18 protein-coding genes are annotated in these 17,551 nt (G+C 57.7%); 13 read left to right on the top strand and 5 right to left on the bottom strand.

The genetic code is table 11. The features are described 5' to 3' along the window. The first annotated feature begins 14 nt into the window (after positions 1–14). The 4 genes from AC2FIS_RS01780 (at position 15) to AC2FIS_RS01765 (ending at position 5,038) form a co-directional block, all read left to right on the top strand. Positions 15–614 (top strand): nucleotidyltransferase family protein, encoded by a 600-nt coding sequence (locus tag AC2FIS_RS01780; protein ID WP_496771753.1) that lies wholly within the window; start codon positions 15–17, stop codon positions 612–614. A gap of 756 nt (positions 615–1,370) precedes the next feature. Then, positions 1,371–2,813 (top strand): Do family serine endopeptidase, encoded by a 1,443-nt coding sequence (locus tag AC2FIS_RS01775; protein WP_496771752.1) that lies wholly within the window; start codon positions 1,371–1,373, stop codon positions 2,811–2,813. A 181-nt stretch (positions 2,814–2,994) separates the two neighbouring features. After that, complete coding sequence (locus tag AC2FIS_RS01770; protein ID WP_058273791.1) at positions 2,995–3,675, top strand: response regulator transcription factor; 681 nt, start codon at positions 2,995–2,997, stop codon at positions 3,673–3,675. Then, positions 3,668–5,038, top strand: coding sequence for a sensor histidine kinase (locus tag AC2FIS_RS01765; RefSeq protein ID WP_496771751.1), 1,371 nt, complete (start codon positions 3,668–3,670; stop codon positions 5,036–5,038). Before AC2FIS_RS01770 ends, AC2FIS_RS01765 begins: the two co-directional genes overlap by 8 nt. Here the strand turns inward: AC2FIS_RS01765 and AC2FIS_RS01760 are convergent. From AC2FIS_RS01760 to AC2FIS_RS01750, 3 genes are read right to left on the bottom strand one after another with little or no spacing between them, the layout of a single operon-like run. Next, positions 5,035–5,502: a CYTH domain-containing protein gene (locus tag AC2FIS_RS01760; RefSeq protein WP_496771750.1), complete on the bottom strand. Its 468-nt coding sequence runs from the start codon at positions 5,500–5,502 to the stop codon at positions 5,035–5,037. The genes AC2FIS_RS01765 and AC2FIS_RS01760 overlap by 4 nt on opposite strands. Beyond that, complete coding sequence (locus AC2FIS_RS01755) at positions 5,499–6,254, bottom strand: ParA family protein (protein WP_496771749.1); 756 nt, start codon at positions 6,252–6,254, stop codon at positions 5,499–5,501. Before AC2FIS_RS01755 ends, AC2FIS_RS01760 begins: the two co-directional genes overlap by 4 nt. A gap of 3 nt (positions 6,255–6,257) precedes the next feature. Beyond that, positions 6,258–7,772 carry a CHAD domain-containing protein gene (locus AC2FIS_RS01750; RefSeq protein WP_496771748.1) on the bottom strand — a complete coding sequence of 505 codons (1,515 nt, stop codon included), beginning with the start codon at positions 7,770–7,772 and terminating at the stop codon, positions 6,258–6,260. A 162-nt stretch (positions 7,773–7,934) separates the two neighbouring features. Here AC2FIS_RS01750 and AC2FIS_RS01745 point away from each other — a divergent pair, with 162 nt between their 5' ends. After that, a complete protein-coding gene (locus AC2FIS_RS01745; RefSeq protein WP_496720090.1) occupies positions 7,935–8,282 on the top strand; it encodes a TfoX/Sxy family protein in 348 nt (115 codons plus the stop codon). A gap of 57 nt (positions 8,283–8,339) precedes the next feature. Here the strand turns inward: AC2FIS_RS01745 and ndk are convergent, their stop codons facing one another. Further along, on the bottom strand, positions 8,340–8,762 hold the full coding sequence (gene ndk / locus AC2FIS_RS01740; RefSeq protein WP_058273797.1) for a nucleoside-diphosphate kinase: 423 nt from the start codon (positions 8,760–8,762) through the stop codon (positions 8,340–8,342). A 114-nt stretch (positions 8,763–8,876) separates the two neighbouring features. Next, positions 8,877–10,079 (bottom strand): multidrug effflux MFS transporter, encoded by a 1,203-nt coding sequence (locus tag AC2FIS_RS01735; RefSeq protein WP_496771747.1) that lies wholly within the window; start codon positions 10,077–10,079, stop codon positions 8,877–8,879. Positions 10,080–10,187: 108 nt separating this feature from the next. On the opposite strand from AC2FIS_RS01735, the gene AC2FIS_RS01730 reads away from it, so the two are divergent. The 8 genes from AC2FIS_RS01730 (at position 10,188) to AC2FIS_RS01695 (ending at position 17,523) form a co-directional block, all read left to right on the top strand. Further along, the gene (locus AC2FIS_RS01730; protein ID WP_496771746.1) at positions 10,188–12,038 is read left to right on the top strand and encodes an ABC-F family ATP-binding cassette domain-containing protein; all 1,851 of its coding nucleotides are present in this window, start codon (positions 10,188–10,190) and stop codon (positions 12,036–12,038) included. Beyond that, the gene (locus AC2FIS_RS01725) at positions 12,035–12,427 is read left to right on the top strand and encodes an ACT domain-containing protein (RefSeq protein WP_496771745.1); all 393 of its coding nucleotides are present in this window, start codon (positions 12,035–12,037) and stop codon (positions 12,425–12,427) included. The genes AC2FIS_RS01730 and AC2FIS_RS01725 overlap by 4 nt, the downstream gene beginning before the upstream one ends. Next, positions 12,424–13,047 (top strand): MarC family protein, encoded by a 624-nt coding sequence (locus AC2FIS_RS01720; protein ID WP_496771744.1) that lies wholly within the window; start codon positions 12,424–12,426, stop codon positions 13,045–13,047. Before AC2FIS_RS01725 ends, AC2FIS_RS01720 begins: the two co-directional genes overlap by 4 nt. Before the next feature lie 39 nt (positions 13,048–13,086). Further along, on the top strand, positions 13,087–13,668 hold the full coding sequence (locus tag AC2FIS_RS01715; RefSeq protein WP_282151030.1) for a retropepsin-like aspartic protease family protein: 582 nt from the start codon (positions 13,087–13,089) through the stop codon (positions 13,666–13,668). A 60-nt stretch (positions 13,669–13,728) separates the two neighbouring features. Continuing rightward, a complete protein-coding gene (locus tag AC2FIS_RS01710; RefSeq protein ID WP_496771743.1) occupies positions 13,729–14,349 on the top strand; it encodes an ImuA family protein in 621 nt (206 codons plus the stop codon). 62 nt (positions 14,350–14,411) lie between these two features. Then, a complete protein-coding gene (locus AC2FIS_RS01705; RefSeq protein ID WP_496771742.1) occupies positions 14,412–15,626 on the top strand; it encodes an MFS transporter in 1,215 nt (404 codons plus the stop codon). Next, complete coding sequence (locus tag AC2FIS_RS01700) at positions 15,623–16,219, top strand: YceI family protein (protein WP_496771741.1); 597 nt, start codon at positions 15,623–15,625, stop codon at positions 16,217–16,219. Before AC2FIS_RS01705 ends, AC2FIS_RS01700 begins: the two co-directional genes overlap by 4 nt. An 80-nt stretch (positions 16,220–16,299) precedes the next feature. Continuing rightward, the gene (locus AC2FIS_RS01695; RefSeq protein ID WP_113788969.1) at positions 16,300–17,523 is read left to right on the top strand and encodes an MFS transporter; all 1,224 of its coding nucleotides are present in this window, start codon (positions 16,300–16,302) and stop codon (positions 17,521–17,523) included. Positions 17,524–17,551 lie beyond the last annotated feature (28 nt).

The raw sequence follows: 17,551 nt of genomic DNA, 5'->3' as shown, positions 1-17,551 counted from the left end.
GGCTATGTGATGGTATGAAAGACATTCCCATCATCCTTCTGGCCGCCGGACAATCCCGCCGCATGGCTGGCACGGACAAGCTGATGCAAAGCATCGATGGCATGCCCCTGCTACGGCGATCCGCACAAACAGCGCTAGAAGTTGGCCCTGTGATCATTGCGTTACCGCCTGCTCCGCATCCTCGCCAGGACGCCTTGAAAGGTATGGATGTTGTTGCAGTTGAAATACCCGACGCTGATGAGGGCATGAACGCCAGTTTGCGCGGTGCTCTTGCGCATGTACCCGCGGATGCCGAGGCTGTCATGGTTTTACTGGCAGATTTGCCGGAAATCACAATTGGCGACCTGAAGCAGGTCGCAGAGTCTATTCATGAATATCCAAATTGCTTGATCTGGCGTGGGGCGACAGCCACAGGAAAGCCCGGCCATCCGGTTGTATTTGCCCGTCCGCTGTTCAGAGAACTCAGTCAACTTACCGGCGATGAGGGCGCGCAGTCGGTTGTGCAGGCGCATAAGAATGCAGTGCATCTTCAAACATTGCCCGGTCAAAACGCCCTGTTGGATCTGGACACACCCGAAGATTGGGCGCGCTGGCGGGCCAGAAAGTCTACATAACCTGTCTGCAAAATTAGAAGCGGCCCGGTCGATACCGACCAGACCGCTTGCCCAAAACAGGACTACCACTTTTCACCAATCCTGAAAACGCTGCCAAAAATGCCTATGGCACCCTGGCTATTCCGCCGCTGAACCTAAACAAGACCCCCTCGTTAACATGCCGCTCAGCGTTTCCAGTGACTGTGACAAGCCGTTGGCACCCCCTAGTGCCTTCGGCTCCCCCTTCGCTTGGGCAAGTTCATCGTCACCCAAACGGTGCGTCCAAACAATGTAAAATTGGAAAGAACGGTTAATTTTTGGCGCCTCGGAATGGTTTTTGCGCAACATCCCGCCGAGGCGAAATCTACCTATAGGTGATCAATCCACTGGCCGCTTTAGGCAAAATTAGGCGTTATGTATATTCTTTATTGAGCATATATAAACCTTATCGGGAGCATATACATTTGATTTGTTCAGGCTGTAGAATCGCGTCACAACCAAAGGGTGAGCGGATTTCCGCCACAGCCTTTCAGTGATCCTTTGTTACCAAAACTGAATCAATTCAGGTTAAATCGGGATTTGACTTTCAAATTGGCAACAATCGCCGATTCGCCGCAAGCGATTCGCCACGTATCCCTACGGACCGCCGACATACGACGACCTGTTTGTGGCTAAATTAAGATATCTTAATCCTCAGCACAGGAAACTCACAGACTGATGCCTCATCTCCTCGGTTAACGCGCGCCTGCAATCGCGCGATATAAACAGGAGACTAAAATGAGCATCCGTAAATCCTCACTGCTTTTGCCACGCGCCACTGGCTTGGCTGGCGCATCCGCCCTTGGTGCCGCGCTGTTGGCCACGACAGCCCTGCCCTCACTGGCCGACGAAGCCCTGGCCGATCTGGTCGAAGGCGTGTCGCCGTCGGTGGTGACCATCATCGCGGAACAAGACATCGTACCCGTACAAGCGCCGGGACAAGGACAGAATTTTGATTTGGAAGACCACCCCTTTGGTGAGTTCTTCAAGCGCTTCGGCGCGCCTGAGGGCTTTCAGGCACCGCAGCGCGGACCATCCCAAGGTCTGGGGTCGGGTTTTGTATTGGACGAAGCCGGGTACATCATCACCAACCACCATGTTGTCGACAATGCCTCGACCGTGACCGTCCGTCTGAGCGACGATCGTAGTTTCGAGGCCGAGATTGTGGGCACCGACCCGCTGACCGATATCGCCGTTCTGAAGATCGACGCTGGCGAAGCGTTGCAGGCCGTCGAGATCGGTGACAGCGACGTTATCCGCGTGGGTGAAGATGTCGTGGCGATCGGCAATCCGTTTGGCCTGCATTCGACCGTAACCACCGGTATCGTTTCGGCCAAGGGCCGCAACATCTCGGCCGGACCTTACGCTGAATTCATTCAGACCGATGCAGCCATCAACAAGGGCAATTCGGGCGGTCCGCTGTTCAACATGGAAGGCGAAGTGATTGGCGTGAACTCGGCCATTTACTCTCCTACCGGCGGTTCGGTTGGTCTTGGCTTTGCCGTGACCTCGAACATCGTTGAACATATCGCGGCCGATCTGCGCGATGATGGTCAGGTCAGCCGCGGCTGGCTTGGTGTTTCAATCCAGAATGTCAGCCCCGAGATCGCAGCAGCGATGGGTATCGACGCCTCAACCGGCGCGCTGGTGTCGGATGTCGTCGCAGGCAGCCCGGCCGAGGGCGTGCTTGAGCAAGGTGATGTCATCCTTACCTTCAACGACGAATCCGTCGACTCCAGCAGTGAATTGCCGATCCTTGTGGGCACAACCAAAGTTGGTACCGACAGCGTCATGACCGTTCTGCGCGATGGCAAGGAACAGCAGATTGAACTGACAATCGGTCAGCATCAAAGCGCCTCGGCTGAGATCGACAAATCCGTGGACGAAGGTATCTCGGGCACTGCATTGGGCGTGACCGTCGCACCGCTGACCGACAGCAACCGTGCTCAGATGGGCGTTGCTGAGAATGTCGACGGTGTGGTCGTCACTGATCTGAAGCCAGACAGCCCTGCTGCCAAGGCCGGCCTGCAACGCGGCGACGTGATCGTGAAACTGGGCGGCCAAAAAACCGCCTCACCCGATGCGCTGAAGGCCGCGCTGGACAGCGAAAAGACTGATCCTGCGCTGGTGCTGATCAACCGTGGCGGAAACCAAATCTTCGTGGCGGTAGAAATCGCCTGATCCGAAGTCCGCGTGCGCCATTTGATGGGGATTTCTGGCGTACGCCTCCTCGGCGGATTGAATTGTCCGCATTCCGCTGAGACTGCCGGGTGCGCTGCAACGCACCCGGCACGTAATTTAAGCAAATCATGTGCTTTGCCGGATTTTTGTGTTTAAATCCCGCTAGAAAGGAACGCAAAATATGAGCCGTCGCCTGCTGATCGTCGAAGATGACGAGGACACTCGTGAGTTCATCGCCAAGGGCTTTGGCGAGGAAGGTTATGTGGTCGAGCAGGCCGCAGACGGGCGCGAGGGTCTGTACCATGCCACCGATGGCGGGTTTGACGCCATTGTGCTGGACCGGATGCTTCCTGGTCTTGATGGCCTGTCGCTGATCCGATCTTTGCGAGCCGCTGGGGTCAAGACCCCTACCCTGATGCTGACCGCGATGAGCGCGGTTGACGAACGGGTCAAGGGCTTGCGCTCGGGTGCGGATGACTATCTGGTCAAACCGTTTTCGTTCCAAGAACTGCATGCGCGGATCGAAGCCCTGTTGCGACGCCCTCAGGAATCCGAGGAAACCGCGACGCTGACCTGCCGCGATCTTGAGATGGATCTGTTGACCCGCAAGGTCACCCGCGACGGGCAAGAGATTTCTCTGACCCCGCGTGAGTTCCAGATCCTTGAATTCTTTCTGCGCCGCAAGAACCGCGTTGTATCGCGCACAATGCTGCTGGAAGGTGTCTGGGATTATCATTTCGACCCGAATACCAACGTGGTCGACGTCCATATATCAAAGCTGCGCCGCCAGCTAGATGAAGGCGACAGGCCGCCATTGATTGAAACGGTTCGAGGTGCGGGTTACATGATATCCGATGGATAACTTGCGACTTTCGTTCAATAATTCCCGTACCCGCCTCGTCCTTGCCAGCATGGTCCTCAGCACGTTGCTGACGGCAATTGTGCTGGGGCTTGTATACTTCACCGCCAATCGCAGTATCGAGGGCGAGACCCGTTCGGTGGTGTCCGCTGAATTAACTGGTCTGGCCGATGAATATGAACGGCGCGGCCTATTCGGGCTGTTGCAAGCCATTGAACGCAGGATTCCAACCGCGTCCGAGCGGGATGCGCTGTATCTTTTGACCGACCGGTTCGGTGTAAAGCTGGCCGGGAACCTCAAGCATTGGCCTGCGGATGTCACAGCAGGCAGCGGTTGGGTCGATTTGGAACTTCGCCGGGCCGATAACAACCAATTGGTACCGATCTCGGCCGCCTCGGTACGCTTGCCCGGTGGCGAACGCCTGTTGGTCGGTCGTGATGCACTTGCACGGCAGCAATTCGACCGTGCACTGTTGCGCGCGGTTGGCTTGGCCCTTGCGATTGCACTGGCGCTAAGCCTGCTGACAGGCTGGCTTTTCACGCGGCTGGTGTTCACCCGCCTGTCCGACATAGCCAGCACTGCCGAAAACATCGTGTCGGGCGACCTGTCCCGCCGCATGCCCTTGCGCGGAACCGGCGATGAACTTGATCAGGTGGCCGGAACCTTGAACACCATGTTGGACCGGATTGAGGAACTGATCAGCAATCTGCGCACAACATCAAATTCAATCGCGCATGACCTGCGATCCCCCCTGTCGCGCCTGCGTCAAAGGGTCGAGTCGCTGTCCGACCCGACCAAAAGCGATCTCGACCGCGAGGTCGACGTGGCCCGCGCCACGGCCGAGATCGACCACGTGCTGCGCGTTCTGGGACAGTTGACTGAAATCTCACGCGCCGAGGCCGGTGTCGGGCGGGAACAGTTCGAACCTGTAGATCTTCAACAACTGATCGGTGACGTCGTCGAGTTGTACGACCCGGTTGCCGCCGATCAGGGAATCTCGCTGGAGGTCGTCGGCACCGCGCAACCTGTTCAGGGGCACCGCCCGCTTCTATCCCAAGCGCTGTCAAATCTTCTGGAAAACGCTATGCGTTATGCCCCCGAAAAGACGGCGATCACGATCACTCTTTCAGAAAGCGGGCCCTACACCTGCCTGAGCGTGCATGACCGCGGCCCTGGTGTTCCTGAAGAGGATTTACCGCGTCTGCAGGTGCCGTTTGTCACGCTGGATCCCGCAAGGACCGAGCGCAACTCAGGGCTGGGTCTGGCGCTGGTCGCTGCGATTTCACACATGCATCAGGGCGCATTTGAGGCGCGCAATTGTGACCCCGGCCTGGAAGCCACGATCAAACTGGCGCGTAAGCTTTAATCGGGCAAGCCATTGATTGCCATCATCTTATTCTTATAACGCTTGTCGGCCGTCACATCCGCTCCGAACCAGTCGGGCGGCGCGTATGCCCGCGCCTCCACTTCCGTGTCGAACTCCACCTCGACCAGCCGCAGCGGCGCGAGATTTCCCAGAAAGATGTCCAGCTCAAACACCCGACCGTCTGGCAATTTTCCGGTATGGCGTTCTTTCTCAACCCGACGTCCTGCGGTTTCCGGCCAGAAGGTTTCGAATTGCTCGGCCGTGATCTCGGCCTCGCGTTCCACCCGCACCAAGGATCCCGCCCCTTTGAGCGTCAAAAAGTACTTGTCATCCTTCTGCCGCAGACGCAGTTCCGTGGAATCGTCCGGTGCAGTCAGATAACCTTGGCGGACGACGGCCTTATCTGCGCCGCTCAGGTCGGGCAGTTCCGCCACCAGAAACTTGCGTTCAATTTCGGTGCTCATCGCTTTGAAACCACTCCGTTTTCCATCTCATCGTACAGCTTTTGATATGCCAAGCTGGCGGTGCTGCGCGGGGCGAATTCACTGACCGGCGCACGGTTCTGCCCCATCCGTTCGATATCCGCCGCAAACGGGATTGAGCTGCGCAGGAACCGTTTGCGATAGAGCTTTCGCATCGCATCCATAGTCTCAAGGTGCAGGGTCTTGCGCTGTTGCACCATGGAGAAGAATGCCGTCAGCTTTTTTTTCGACAATTTGTTGGCATCAAAAAACCCGACCAACTGATCGAAAGACCGTTCAGACAGGGTCGTCGGGATGACCGGAACCACGATCTGATCGGCCGCTTTGAAGATGTTTTCCGACAGGGTCGAAAAGTTGGGCGGGCAATCCAGAATGATCACCTCATAATCGCTGCCCGCCGAGATCAGCGCTTTTTTCAGCCGCGACCGCGTGTTCCGCATCCGTGACAGGAAGACGTCAAAATCCCGAAAGGTCATGTTTGCTGGCAGCACGTCCAGCCCCTCGAAGTCACTGGCGCGAATGGACTTGGTAAACCGCGCGACATCCTCAAAGAACCTTGCATCTGTCAGCTTTTTGGATGGTTTGACGCGCAGATAAAACCCGGATGCCCCTTGCGGATCCAGATCGCACAGCAGAACTTTGTGCCCCGATGCTGCATAGGCACGGGCCAGATTTACCGAGGTCGCGGTTTTACCCACACCGCCCTTGTTACTGTAACAGGCAATGATCTTCACTTCTCAGCCCTCCTTTTGATGAAACAAACCGCGGAACAAGTGCCGGATGTCCGGGCTGTCGAAATGCTTGAAACTTGCGATGACACGGTCACGTTCCGCCATTTGGCGCTGATCCAGAACGGAAATCAGCCCGCCTACGGACAAGGCCAACTGCGCATCAGCGCGGCCTTGCTTATTGGTGTGCTGTTTCACAAAATTCAGAAGCGCCTCTTGTTGGACTGAGAAATCATTGAACAGACCCAGATTATCCTGCAGCTTTTTCAATGGCTTGATGATCGTTTTAAATGCCTTTGCGTCAAACAAAGACGCAAAGAACTCCATAAGATAACGCAGTTTTTTGTAGTCGATCCGCAGACTATGCACAGCTTCGTCAGGCGTGTTTGGCGTAATGCCGCGCGCCAGTTTGCAGGTTTTGCGATATCGCTTCCAGATCAGGGCGCGAGCGTATTCGTAGGCAGGCCGATCTGCATTTGGGCCAAGCTGCAGGTTTGTCGGATCAGCGAAAAGCTCGGTCAACTTTTTCATCTGATTGTCATAACCTTGCGTTCGAAAGCGCCGGGACAAACGGCCAAGTGCCTGGCTGCGTTCCTTTTCGAATTGCGCAAACATGGTCACGGCACCTTCATGAAGGTTCGGCGGTATCAGATTGAAGTAACTGTCTTTTTCCAACAGGTAGACGTCCAAATCCCGCGCTCGGCCAGTGGGCTCCATCAAACCGGAAAACTCGCGCTTCAATGCAGCGGTTTGTTCAGGCGAGAGCACCCCCTTGAACAGACTGATCACAGATCGCACGCGGCGCAGAGAAACGCGGTAGTCATGCAGAAATTCAGTATCGATATCATCGATCACGCCCGCCTCATTCTGGCGCGCGACCGCCAGATAGGTGCGAATGATGTCGGTGGCGACCTCGATTGATGGCTCTTGTTTACTAACGCGGATTTCGGGCTTGGCCTTGTATATGGTCGCGTCGGGAAACAACCATTCGAACAATGGCTTAGCCTTGCTCTTGCCACCCTCCAATTTCGTCAGATTTTCACAAACAGTCTTATACGCTCGGTCATATCCGCGCATGTGTTGAACGGTTACAACTGTTACCTGCCCCTGATCCGAGGACATCAACATCATCGTGCCACGCACTTGTGTCTTTTGCAGGTCACCCAGAATGGCAAACGAGCGGTGCTTGGCCTTGCCCGCCCCGACGTTCATCAACGCGCGCAACTTGGGAAAGCCCGCTAGACCCGCCTTGACGGGTCCGTCAGGCAAATCCTGCACGAACTTGCCGTGACCCTTGCACCACTGGGTTACGGCTCGGCCACCGTGCATAAAGATCAGGGACCCATCGGTTTGGATCAAAACCTTGGCAGATGCCCTGAGGGATTGGTCATGACAATCCAGAATATCAAAATTTCCAGCAGGTTCAGCGGCCTCGAACCGCAATGCCAATTCTTTCAAAGATTTAGTAAAACCCGCCTCATCGAATGTGCCCGGGATAACAAAACAGTTTTTGACCCGAGCCATTAAGAGCGTCCCTTTCACCGAGGATCCAGTACGTGATCATGAATTCATATTCCTGCGATCCGATCAACGACTAACTCCGTTGATCAACAGCAATGACCAGAACATCTGATTTTGCTCGAACAACCGAATGACTCTGTCCGGGCATTTGGCTAAGACGGGGGTATGTCTGATCCTGTTTCATCGATCCGCAATCTCGGCCCGGCTTTTGAGCAATCCTGCGCACGCGCAGGTATTCATTCTGCGCAGGAATTGCGCGATTTGGGGCCGGATGAAGCCTATGCCCGGCTATTGCAGGCGGGCACCCGGCCGCATTTCATCGGATACTACGTATTGGTGATGGGATTGCAGGGGCGCCCCTGGAACGACTGCAAGGGCGAGGAAAAGAAGGCACTGCGCGTAAAGTTCGACGCGATAAAATCCAGCGTCAGCACCGCCCCGGAAACCCGGATGATTTCTGATCTGGATGCGATAGGCATACGGGTCGCGCCGAAAGATCTTAAACAGGTCTGAAACGAAAAAGGCCGCACCCCCAATGGGATACGGCCCAGAACTTCGTCTGATGACGGATTAGCCGACCAGTTCGATGCCCGAGAAGAAGTATGCGATTTCAACCGCAGCAGTTTCAGGCGCGTCCGAACCGTGGACCGAGTTTTCGCCAACCGATTCTGCGAACTCGGCCCGGATGGTGCCGGGTGCTGCGTCTGCGGGGTTGGTTGCGCCCATGACTTCGCGGTTCTTTGCAATGGCGCCTTCGCCTTCCAGAACCTGAACGATAACCGGCTCGGAGGACATGAATTCGCACAGTTCGTCATAGAACGGACGCTCGGCATGCACGTCGTAGAACTTGCCAGCCTGAGCTTTGGTCATGTGGATGCGCTTTTGCGCAACGATGCGCAGGCCAGCGTCTTCGAACTTGGCGTTGATCTTGCCAGTCAGGTTGCGACGGGTTGCATCAGGTTTGATGATCGAGAATGTGCGTTCCAGTGCCATATCGGCCTCTCCTTACTATATGGCGCGAGGTACGCGCCGAAATCCATCGCGCGCCGCCTAACACGGTATGTGCCTCATGAAAAGTGGAATGATTGCGCCAGTGGGTCTTGGCGATCAGATTGTGTCCGGCAAGGGCTCTGACGCGTCGATCCGGCGAACGTAAAGCACAGCAAGCAATCCGACAAAGCTGCTGGCGAACATCATACCCAACACCAGATAGGGCCCATTTTCGGGGCTAACAAACGCGCCGGTCATCAAGGTCAGAACTGCGCCCAACGCCACGATTAGCGCCCCGGAAAGCCCCGCGGCGCTGCCCGCCAGATTTGGTCGCACGGACATTACGCCGGCCGAGGCGTTGGCATTGGTCAGCCCGTTACCGAAGCCCACGCAAATGGCCGATCCGAAGAATACCCAGACCGAGCCCAGACCTGCTATGAACAGCAGCAACCCGCAGAAAGGGCCAATAGAGGCAACGACGCGGCCGATCAGGATCATCGTCGTCAGCTTCGTGTGTGCTGCGATACGCCCGGTGATGAAATTTCCCACCATGAAGCCGCCGGTAATAATTCCGATCCCCAGCCCCAGCATGGCAGGGCTCAGGTCGAACCAGACTGCGGCGACCAGCGGCGCACCAGTGATAAAGCTGAAGAACCCGCCAATCGAAAACGCGGCACACAGTGCGTAACCCCAAAACCGACGCGCGCGAAACAAGTGCGGGTATTCCTTTAGCTGAGCCGAGAATGTTGCGGAACGGTTCGCATTCGTCTCACCCATATCCGCCCACAACAGCACCAGCATCCCCGCCCCGAGGACCGAATACAAAATGAACCCGGCGCGCCAACCGAACAGCATATCCAATGCACCGCCCAGCATCGGGCCAAACATCGGTGCCAAAGCCATAGCCATCGCAACATAGCCCAGTTTGCTGGCGGCCTCGTTCGGGGCATAGAGATCCCGGATCGAGGCGCTGGACAGCACGGGCCCGGCCACCACCGCTGCTTGAAGCAAACGGAAACCGAGGAATATCCAGATCGACTCGGCCAATACGCAGCCAATGGAGGCCACTGTGAAAACTGTCATACAAATCAACAGGATCGGCCTGCGGCCATACCGGTCCGACAACGGCCCCATGATCAATTGCAACACAGCGGACACCGCCAGATACCCGGCGACTGACAGGTTAATCAGGCCGTAGTCGACCTGAAACCCCTCGGCCATTCGCGCGAGCGACGGCAGGAACATGTTCAACGACAGCACCGACAACGCCGTGGCGAAGATCAAAGTGACCAAAGAAGGAGGCGTCTGAGCCGCGCGCATGATGAAAACCGTCGAGTAATGCCAACCGGATCAGCGCTAACACATTGCCTGGATATTGAACATATCAAGCTGCTGGCGGCGGCCACAAGGCTCTGCTAAGAGCGCGTCATGCTAAGGATTCAAGACATAACCTACGCGGTTGAAGGCCGCCCCCTGTTCGATGGGGCCAGTGCGACCATTCCCGACGGCCACAAGGTAGGCCTTGTGGGGCGGAACGGCACGGGGAAGACAACCCTGTTCCGACTGATCCGGGGCGAATTGGCGCTGGAATCAGGCAATATCAATGTCCCGAAGCGCGCCCGGATTGGCGGAGTGGCGCAAGAGGTGCCCTCCTCGGATGTGTCGCTGATCAACACGGTTCTGGCCGCCGATACCGAGCGCAGCGCGCTGATGGACGAGGCCGACACCGCGACCGATCCCACACGTATCGCCGAAATCCAGACCCGCCTGGTAGATATCGACGCCTGGTCCGCCGAAGCGCGCGCCGCCTCGATCCTCAAAGGTCTTGGGTTTGATGATGACGACCAGTTGCGTCCCTGCTCCGACTTCTCGGGCGGCTGGCGGATGCGCGTGGCGTTGGCGGCGGTGCTGTTTTCACAGCCCGACCTGCTGTTGCTGGACGAACCGACGAACTATCTGGACCTCGAAGGTGCGCTGTGGCTGGAGAGCTATTTGGCCAAATATCCGCACACCGTCATCATCATCAGCCACGACCGCGGGTTGCTGAACCGCGCGGTGGGGTCGATCCTGCATTTGGAAGACCGCAAGCTGACCTATTACGCGGTTCCTTATGACAAATTCGCCGAACGCCGCGCTGAAAGACTGGCACAGGCGGAATCCGAGAACGTGAAAGCCAAGGCCCGGATCGCCCATCTGCAGAGTTTCGTGGATCGCTTCCGCTACAAAGCATCCAAGGCGGTTCAGGCCCAGTCACGCCTGAAAATGATCGAGCGCATTCAGCTGGTTTCAACCCCTCAAGAGGCCGCTCTGCGCGCATTCTCCTTCCCAGAGCCAGAAGAGCTGTCCCCGCCGATCATTCAGCTTGAAGGCGGTGTGACCGGCTATGGTGAAACCGAGGTTCTGCGCCGCCTGAACCTGCGTATTGACCAGGATGACCGGATCGCATTGCTGGGCAAGAACGGTCAGGGCAAGTCGACCCTGTCCAAGCTGCTGTCCGACCGCCTGCCCCTGATGGCGGGCAAGATGACCCGCAGCAACAAGCTGCGGATTGGTTATTTTGCGCAGCATCAGGTGGATGAGCTTTATGTGGACGAAACGCCGCTGGACCATCTGCGACGCCTGCGCCCGAACGAGGCGCCGGGCAAGTGGCGGTCGCGTCTGGCGGGGTTCGGGCTGAACGCGGATCAGGCTGAAACTAAGGTTGGTCGTCTATCGGGCGGCCAGAAGGCACGCCTGTCGCTGCTGATCGCCACCATCGACGCGCCGCATATGTTGATCCTGGACGAGCCGACCAACCACCTGGATATCGAAAGCCGTGAGGCGCTGGTCGAAGCGTTGACCGCCTATTCCGGTGCGGTGGTTCTGGTCAGCCACGATATGCACCTATTGTCGCTGGTCGCGGACCATCTGTGGCTGGTCTCGGACGGAACGGTCAAACCCTTCGAGGGAGATCTCGAGACCTATCGCACAATGCTGCTGGGACGCGACAAACCGGCCAAAGAGAAACCGCAAGTGATCAAGCCCAAGCGCCCCTCGCGCGAGGCAGTGCTGAACCTACGGGCGGACCTTCGCAAATGCGAGGACCGGATCGAGAAGCTAACGGATATGCATGATAAACTGTCGGCCAAACTGGCAGATCCTGCGCTTTACGAGGACGACAGGAAAAACGATCTTGCAACGTGGAACCGGAAATTTGCCGAAGTGGTCGAGGCCATGCAAAAAGCCGAGGCCCTTTGGGTCGTCGCCGCAGAACGTCTTGAAAAGGCCGAAGCGACATGACGAAACCGGTAATCGAAACGACAGCCATGATCGCAGGCATGCGCCCTGAACTTCAGGACGGGGAATTTGCCTTTGTCGTTTGGCCGCATGACAAAGCTTGGCCCGAAGGAACGCGGGCTAGTTGTATGGAGGCCGAAGGTCTGTCCCTTATCGTGCCGATCGACGCAGCACCCGCTGGCGCCATCAGTATGAAGTGCATCACCTTGCGGGTTCATTCCTCACTAGAAGGCGTTGGCTTGACTGCTGCAGTGTCCGATGCTCTTGCCCAAAGTAGAATTCCGGCAAACATGGTCGCGGGGTATCACCACGACCACGTCTATGTTCCAAGCAATCTGGCGGAAAAAGCTGTGGCCGTTCTGTTAGACCTCCAACAAGGTGCCGGCAAATGATCGACCTCGCCTTTTTCATCACTGCCTTCACCACCCTGTTCGTGGTGATTGACCCCTTTGGCACCGCGCCGATTTTTGTGGCTTTAACTCAGGACATGGACGCCCGCGCCCGTCGCCGGACGGCATATCGCACCTGTGCCGTGGCCTCTGGCATACTCATTGCATTTGCCGCCTTTGGCGAAGCGGTATTGGGCTTTGTCGGAATCTCGATAGAGGCCTTCAAGGTTGCCGGGGGCGCATTGTTGTTCCTTACCGCATTGGACATGCTGTTCGAACGCCGCACCAAACGCCGTGAAGACCGGGTTGAGGAAGAAGAAGAACACCACGACCCGTCCGTGTTCCCGCTGGCCATTCCGCTGGTCGCCGGCCCCGGATCAATTGCAACGATTATCCTGCTGGCCGGAGAACACCCGGGCATTCTTGGCATTGTCGAGGCTTGTATCGTCATGCTGGCCGTCATGGCCGTGGTTTTGACCTTCTTTCTGTCCGGCGGCCTGATTGCGCGCCTGCTGGGCAAAACCGGCCTGAACGTATTGACGCGGCTGCTGGGGATGCTGCTGGCGGCGTTGTCGGTTCAATTCATCCTGGACGGCCTCAAGGCCTTTGGTTTTGCGTCGTAAAACCCCATATATCTTTCAGTGAATATGGTGAGGAGCGTTATGGACGGCGACAACATTGGACGTTTGGTATATCTGGCCGTGCTTGGTACGGCCGTTGTGGCGTGGTTTGTTGCGCAAAACCGCCAGTCTCTGAACAAAACGCTGCAGCAGGCTTTGGCGTGGGTCTTTATCTTTATTGGTGTCATTGCCGCTGTCGGCCTGTGGGAAGACATTCGCACCACCGTTGGCCCTGCCCCGCAGATGACCGTCACCGGCCAGACTATAGAGGTTCCGCGCGCCTCCGACGGACACTATTACCTGCCCATTGATGTGAACGGAGAGCCGATCACCTTTTTGGTGGACACCGGTGCAAGCCAGATTGTTTTAAGCTCGCGGGATGCCAAACGTGTTGGCATCGACCCTGATCAGTTGAATTATTTCGGCCGGGCAAACACGGCCAATGGCGTTGTGCGGACCGCGCCAGTGCGTCTGGACACGCTGGCATTGGGGCCAATCACGGACCAGAATATCTCGGCCTGGGTAAACGAAGGGGAATTGGACAAATCCTTGCTGGGTATGGATTACCTGCATCGGTTCTCGAATATCCAGTTCGCCAATGGCCGCCTGCTTTTGTCTCGCTAAGGCATCCGTTGCCGCAACTCCACGATTGAGAACAAAATAAGAACATGCTAGCCTGACGGCATGTCTACACATCTTCTTGGCCGCAAACCCGCACGTGAGGTGCCGGGGATAGATCTTCATCCGCAGATCAGACTGCAACTGGCCCGCGTGCACGAGGCCTGCGGCCCCGCCCGGCGCAGCTTTGCCATGTGGCTGGCGGGGCAGATGCAGGGGCCGGTGCTGTGGATCGCGCCCGCATGGGAGCCCGGCCAGCTTAACCCCGATGGCATGATGGCCTTTGCCGATCCCGCCCGGTTCATCTTTGTGCGCCCGACCCGGTCCGAAGACCTGCTGTGGTGCGTAGAAGAGGCCCTGCGCAGCGCGGCCATGCCTCTGGTTGTCGGTGATCTGCCGGGCGCACCGGGGCTGACGCCAGTGCGGCGCATGCATCTGGCCGCAGAACAGGGTGGTGCGATGGGGCGGGCTCCGCTTGGGGTGCTGCTGACCCCTGGTGACGGTGGTGCACAGGGGGTAGAGACGCGCTGGCACATGGCCGCAGACCATCAGGCAGAGGCCCGACGCTGGACCCTGACCCGCCGCCGTGCCCGCGCCCTGCCCCCGGTCAGCTGGCATGCCACGCAGACCAAACCGCGCGCCGGTCTGCACCTGCAACAGATCGCCACAGAAGACACACCCGTGTGATCACGCGCCCATCACGGGGTTTGTGACTGGCCAAAGCACAGGCCGAGCCCTAGCGTTTCGGGATGAGCCACGCGATCCACGATAGCCGATATTCCTGGCTGCGACTTGCGATCACTTTGATCATCGCAACCGTGGCAAATGTGGGAATGTGGGCCGTCATCGTGGTAATGCCCGCCGTCGAAACCCAATTCAACGCCGGACGTGCCGAGGCCGCGATGCCTTACACATTGGCCATGATCGGGTTCGCCCTTGGCAATTTTTGGATGGGGCAATTGGTGGATCGGCTGGGCGTGACCAAAGCCCTGATCGGGGCCGCAATCCTCAGCGCCACCAGCTATCTGCTGGCGACACTGGCGCCAAACATTGTGATGTTGTCCGTCGCACATCTTCTGTTGGGCCTCGGGGCATCCATCGGCTTTGGACCATTGATCGCCGACATCTCGCACTGGTTCATGAAACGGCGCGGGATCGCTGTGGGTCTGGTGGCAAGCGGAAACTACCTGTCTGGGGCTATCTGGCCGACATTGCTGTCCGGCATACTCGCACGCGACGGCTGGCAGCAGGTCTACCTGACGCTGGCGGTCATAACGCTGCTGGTCGTTATCCCCCTGTCTCTGCTGTTGCGCCGACAGGTCCCGGCCGAGGCGCACAGCACCGCCGCGTCGGCCGCACAAATCAAGGCGCGCAGCGTTGGCATTTCCCCCCGGGCACTTCAATACATCCTCGGTCTGGCCGGTATTTCGTGCTGCGTCGCGATGTCGATGCCTCAGGTGCATATCGTGTCCTATTGCGTCGGGCTGGGTTACGGACCCACAGTCGGCGCCGAGATGTTGTCCCTGATGCTGTTCGGAGGTGTGATCAGCCGAGTCATATCAGGCATGGTCGCTGATCAACTTGGCGGCGTCCTGACGGTTCTGATCGGCTCGGTTCTTCAATGCCTCGCACTGTTCCTGTTCTTGCCTTATGACGGGATGGTCTCACTCTACCTGATCAGCCTGCTTTTTGGCCTGTCACAAGGCGGCATCGTTCCCGGTTATGCCCTTATCGTGCGCGAATACATGCCCCCGCGAGAGGCCGGCGCGCGCGTGGGGTTTGTCATGATGATGACGATCATGGGCATGGCGCTGGGGGGATGGATGTCCGGCTGGATTTACGACGTGACCGGCAATTACCAACTGGCCTTCGTGAACGGCATTCTATGGAATGGCCTGAACATCGGAATTCTGCTGTTCCTGCTCAGCCGCTCGCGCCCCCGCAGACAAGAGGTTTTGGCATGAGATCATTGACGCGGCGCTTTCTGATTGCGGGTCTGGCGAGCATTCCGTTGGCACGGCCAACTCATGCTGCGTTGGTCCAATATGAATTGTCTCGAGCCGGGACGTCCGTCGGTTTTTCCTTCATGCTCTCGGGGGTTGCGCAGTCAGGCACGATGCCGATCCAATCGGCAGATATTCGGGTCGACACGGATCAATTGCAAAACAGCCGTGTCACCGTCGTGCTGAATGTAGCCGCGGCGCGCACCCGGCTGCCCTTTGCCCGCGGCCCGATGCTAAGTAAAAGCGTGCTAAACGCGCAGGAATTTCCGACCATAATGTTCAAATCGACCCGGATACAGCTTGGCCCCGCCGGCCGCATTTCCGAAGGCGCAACCATCACCGGAGACCTGACGGTGCGCGGGGTCACACGCCCGGTGACCCTGCAAGCCAATCTGTACCGCGAACCCGGAACCGAGGCTGATGACCTGAACGCATTGTCAATTCGACTGTCAGGCGCGTTGAACCGCCACGAATTCGGCGCCTCTGGCTATCCCGATCTGGTCGCCGATACCGTGTCTTTGAACATCCGGGCCGAGTTGACCCGCAAGGCCTGACACCCAAAGGACAAAAAACGACGCGCAGAGGTCGAATTATCACGCGCAACGCTCGCTGATGGGGTAATGCTGGGCGCACTATGCGCACGATCATTTCTTTTGCCGCCCTGTTTCTTTCTGTCATTCTCCTGCAGCTCTCAACGGGCGGCGTTGGTCCTTTGGATGCCATATCCGGCATCACGCTTGGTTTCTCGACCGGACAAATTGGTATGTTGGGTTCGGCGCACTTCCTTGGCTTCTTCATTGGCTGCTGGTGGGCCCCGCGCCTAATGGGCAGCGTTGGTCATTCGCGGGCCTTCGCAGTCTGTACGGCCTTGGGCGCTATGGGTCTTATTGGGCATACTTTGACCGAAAACCCGTACATCTGGGCAGCCCTTCGGGTCGCGTCTGGAACCTGTGTCGCCGGGGCTTATACGGTGATCGAGGCATGGCTGAACGCCAAAGTCACAAACGAAACGCGCGGCCGCGCCATGGGGACTTATCGCATCGCAGATATGGGCGCGTCCCTGTGCGCGCAGTTGATCATCGCGGTTCTGCCGCCTGCTTCATACGTGTCCTACAACTTGCTGGCGATTCTGTGCTGCGCGTCCCTGTTGCCGTTGACGTTGACACGGGCCAGTCAGCCAAAAACACCCGACGCCCCTCGGTTGAGACCCAAATTGGCCTGGCGCAGTTCGCCTCTGGCCGTTGCAGGGGTAATCGTCGCTGCGCTCAGCTCTGCATCGTTTCGTATGGTTGGTCCGGTTTACGGTCAGGAAGTTGGGTTGGACGTGGACCAAATTGCATTCTTCCTGGCATCCTTTGTTTTGGGTGGTGCTCTGGCGCAGTACCCGGTTGGCTGGCTGGCCGACAAATATGACAGGCGTTGGGTGCTGATCTGGCTGTCCGTTGCTGCGGTCGTCAGCAGCGGTGTCACAATGGCGGCCAGCGGAACAGGAACGGCAGGCGTCATGCTGGCCGCTGTTTTCTTTGGCCTGACAACCTTCCCGATCTTCTCGGTCTCTTCCGCTCATGCAAACGACTTTGCAACGGCAGAAGAACGGGTTGAGCTATCCGCGGCACTGATGTTCTGGTTCGCTTTGGGTGCGATAGCCTCACCCTATATCTCATCGACACTGATTCAGCAGTTCGGACCCGGAGCCCTGTTTGCATTTGTAGCGGTCGGCCATATTTTCCTGATCATCTTTGGCCTGGCCCGAATGCGCTCACGCCCGACGCCCGAAGAGCGGACCAACTATGTCTACGCGCCACGCACGTCGTTCACGATTGGTCGTTTGCTGAAACGGTCGCGTGAAAGGCAATAAAAAAGGGCCGGGAAAACCCCGGCCCCTT

The sequence above is a fragment of the Ruegeria sp. CDSB113 genome, from assembly GCF_059611045.1.
The sequence above is the reverse complement of the archived record's forward strand: the minus strand, read 5'-3'. Positions and strand labels throughout refer to the sequence as shown.

What these genes read in the sequence shown, in the direction of transcription:
- AC2FIS_RS01780 (WP_496771753.1), top strand. Translation starts at nt 15, where the DNA reads ATGAAAGACATTCCCATCATCCTTCTGGCCGCCGGACAATCCCGCCGC.
- AC2FIS_RS01775 (WP_496771752.1), top strand. Translation starts at nt 1,371, where the DNA reads ATGAGCATCCGTAAATCCTCACTGCTTTTGCCACGCGCCACTGGCTTG.
- AC2FIS_RS01770 (WP_058273791.1), top strand. Translation starts at nt 2,995, where the DNA reads ATGAGCCGTCGCCTGCTGATCGTCGAAGATGACGAGGACACTCGTGAG.
- AC2FIS_RS01765 (WP_496771751.1), top strand. Translation starts at nt 3,668, where the DNA reads ATGGATAACTTGCGACTTTCGTTCAATAATTCCCGTACCCGCCTCGTC.
- AC2FIS_RS01760 (WP_496771750.1), bottom strand. Translation starts at nt 5,502, where the DNA reads ATGAGCACCGAAATTGAACGCAAGTTTCTGGTGGCGGAACTGCCCGAC.
- AC2FIS_RS01750 (WP_496771748.1), bottom strand. Translation starts at nt 7,772, where the DNA reads ATGGCTCGGGTCAAAAACTGTTTTGTTATCCCGGGCACATTCGATGAG.
- AC2FIS_RS01745 (WP_496720090.1), top strand. Translation starts at nt 7,935, where the DNA reads ATGTCTGATCCTGTTTCATCGATCCGCAATCTCGGCCCGGCTTTTGAG.
- ndk (WP_058273797.1), bottom strand. Translation starts at nt 8,762, where the DNA reads ATGGCACTGGAACGCACATTCTCGATCATCAAACCTGATGCAACCCGT.
- AC2FIS_RS01735 (WP_496771747.1), bottom strand. Translation starts at nt 10,079, where the DNA reads ATGCGCGCGGCTCAGACGCCTCCTTCTTTGGTCACTTTGATCTTCGCC.
- AC2FIS_RS01730 (WP_496771746.1), top strand. Translation starts at nt 10,188, where the DNA reads ATGCTAAGGATTCAAGACATAACCTACGCGGTTGAAGGCCGCCCCCTG.
- AC2FIS_RS01725 (WP_496771745.1), top strand. Translation starts at nt 12,035, where the DNA reads ATGACGAAACCGGTAATCGAAACGACAGCCATGATCGCAGGCATGCGC.
- AC2FIS_RS01720 (WP_496771744.1), top strand. Translation starts at nt 12,424, where the DNA reads ATGATCGACCTCGCCTTTTTCATCACTGCCTTCACCACCCTGTTCGTG.
- AC2FIS_RS01715 (WP_282151030.1), top strand. Translation starts at nt 13,087, where the DNA reads ATGGACGGCGACAACATTGGACGTTTGGTATATCTGGCCGTGCTTGGT.
- AC2FIS_RS01710 (WP_496771743.1), top strand. Translation starts at nt 13,729, where the DNA reads ATGTCTACACATCTTCTTGGCCGCAAACCCGCACGTGAGGTGCCGGGG.
- AC2FIS_RS01705 (WP_496771742.1), top strand. Translation starts at nt 14,412, where the DNA reads ATGAGCCACGCGATCCACGATAGCCGATATTCCTGGCTGCGACTTGCG.
- AC2FIS_RS01700 (WP_496771741.1), top strand. Translation starts at nt 15,623, where the DNA reads ATGAGATCATTGACGCGGCGCTTTCTGATTGCGGGTCTGGCGAGCATT.
- AC2FIS_RS01695 (WP_113788969.1), top strand. Translation starts at nt 16,300, where the DNA reads ATGCGCACGATCATTTCTTTTGCCGCCCTGTTTCTTTCTGTCATTCTC.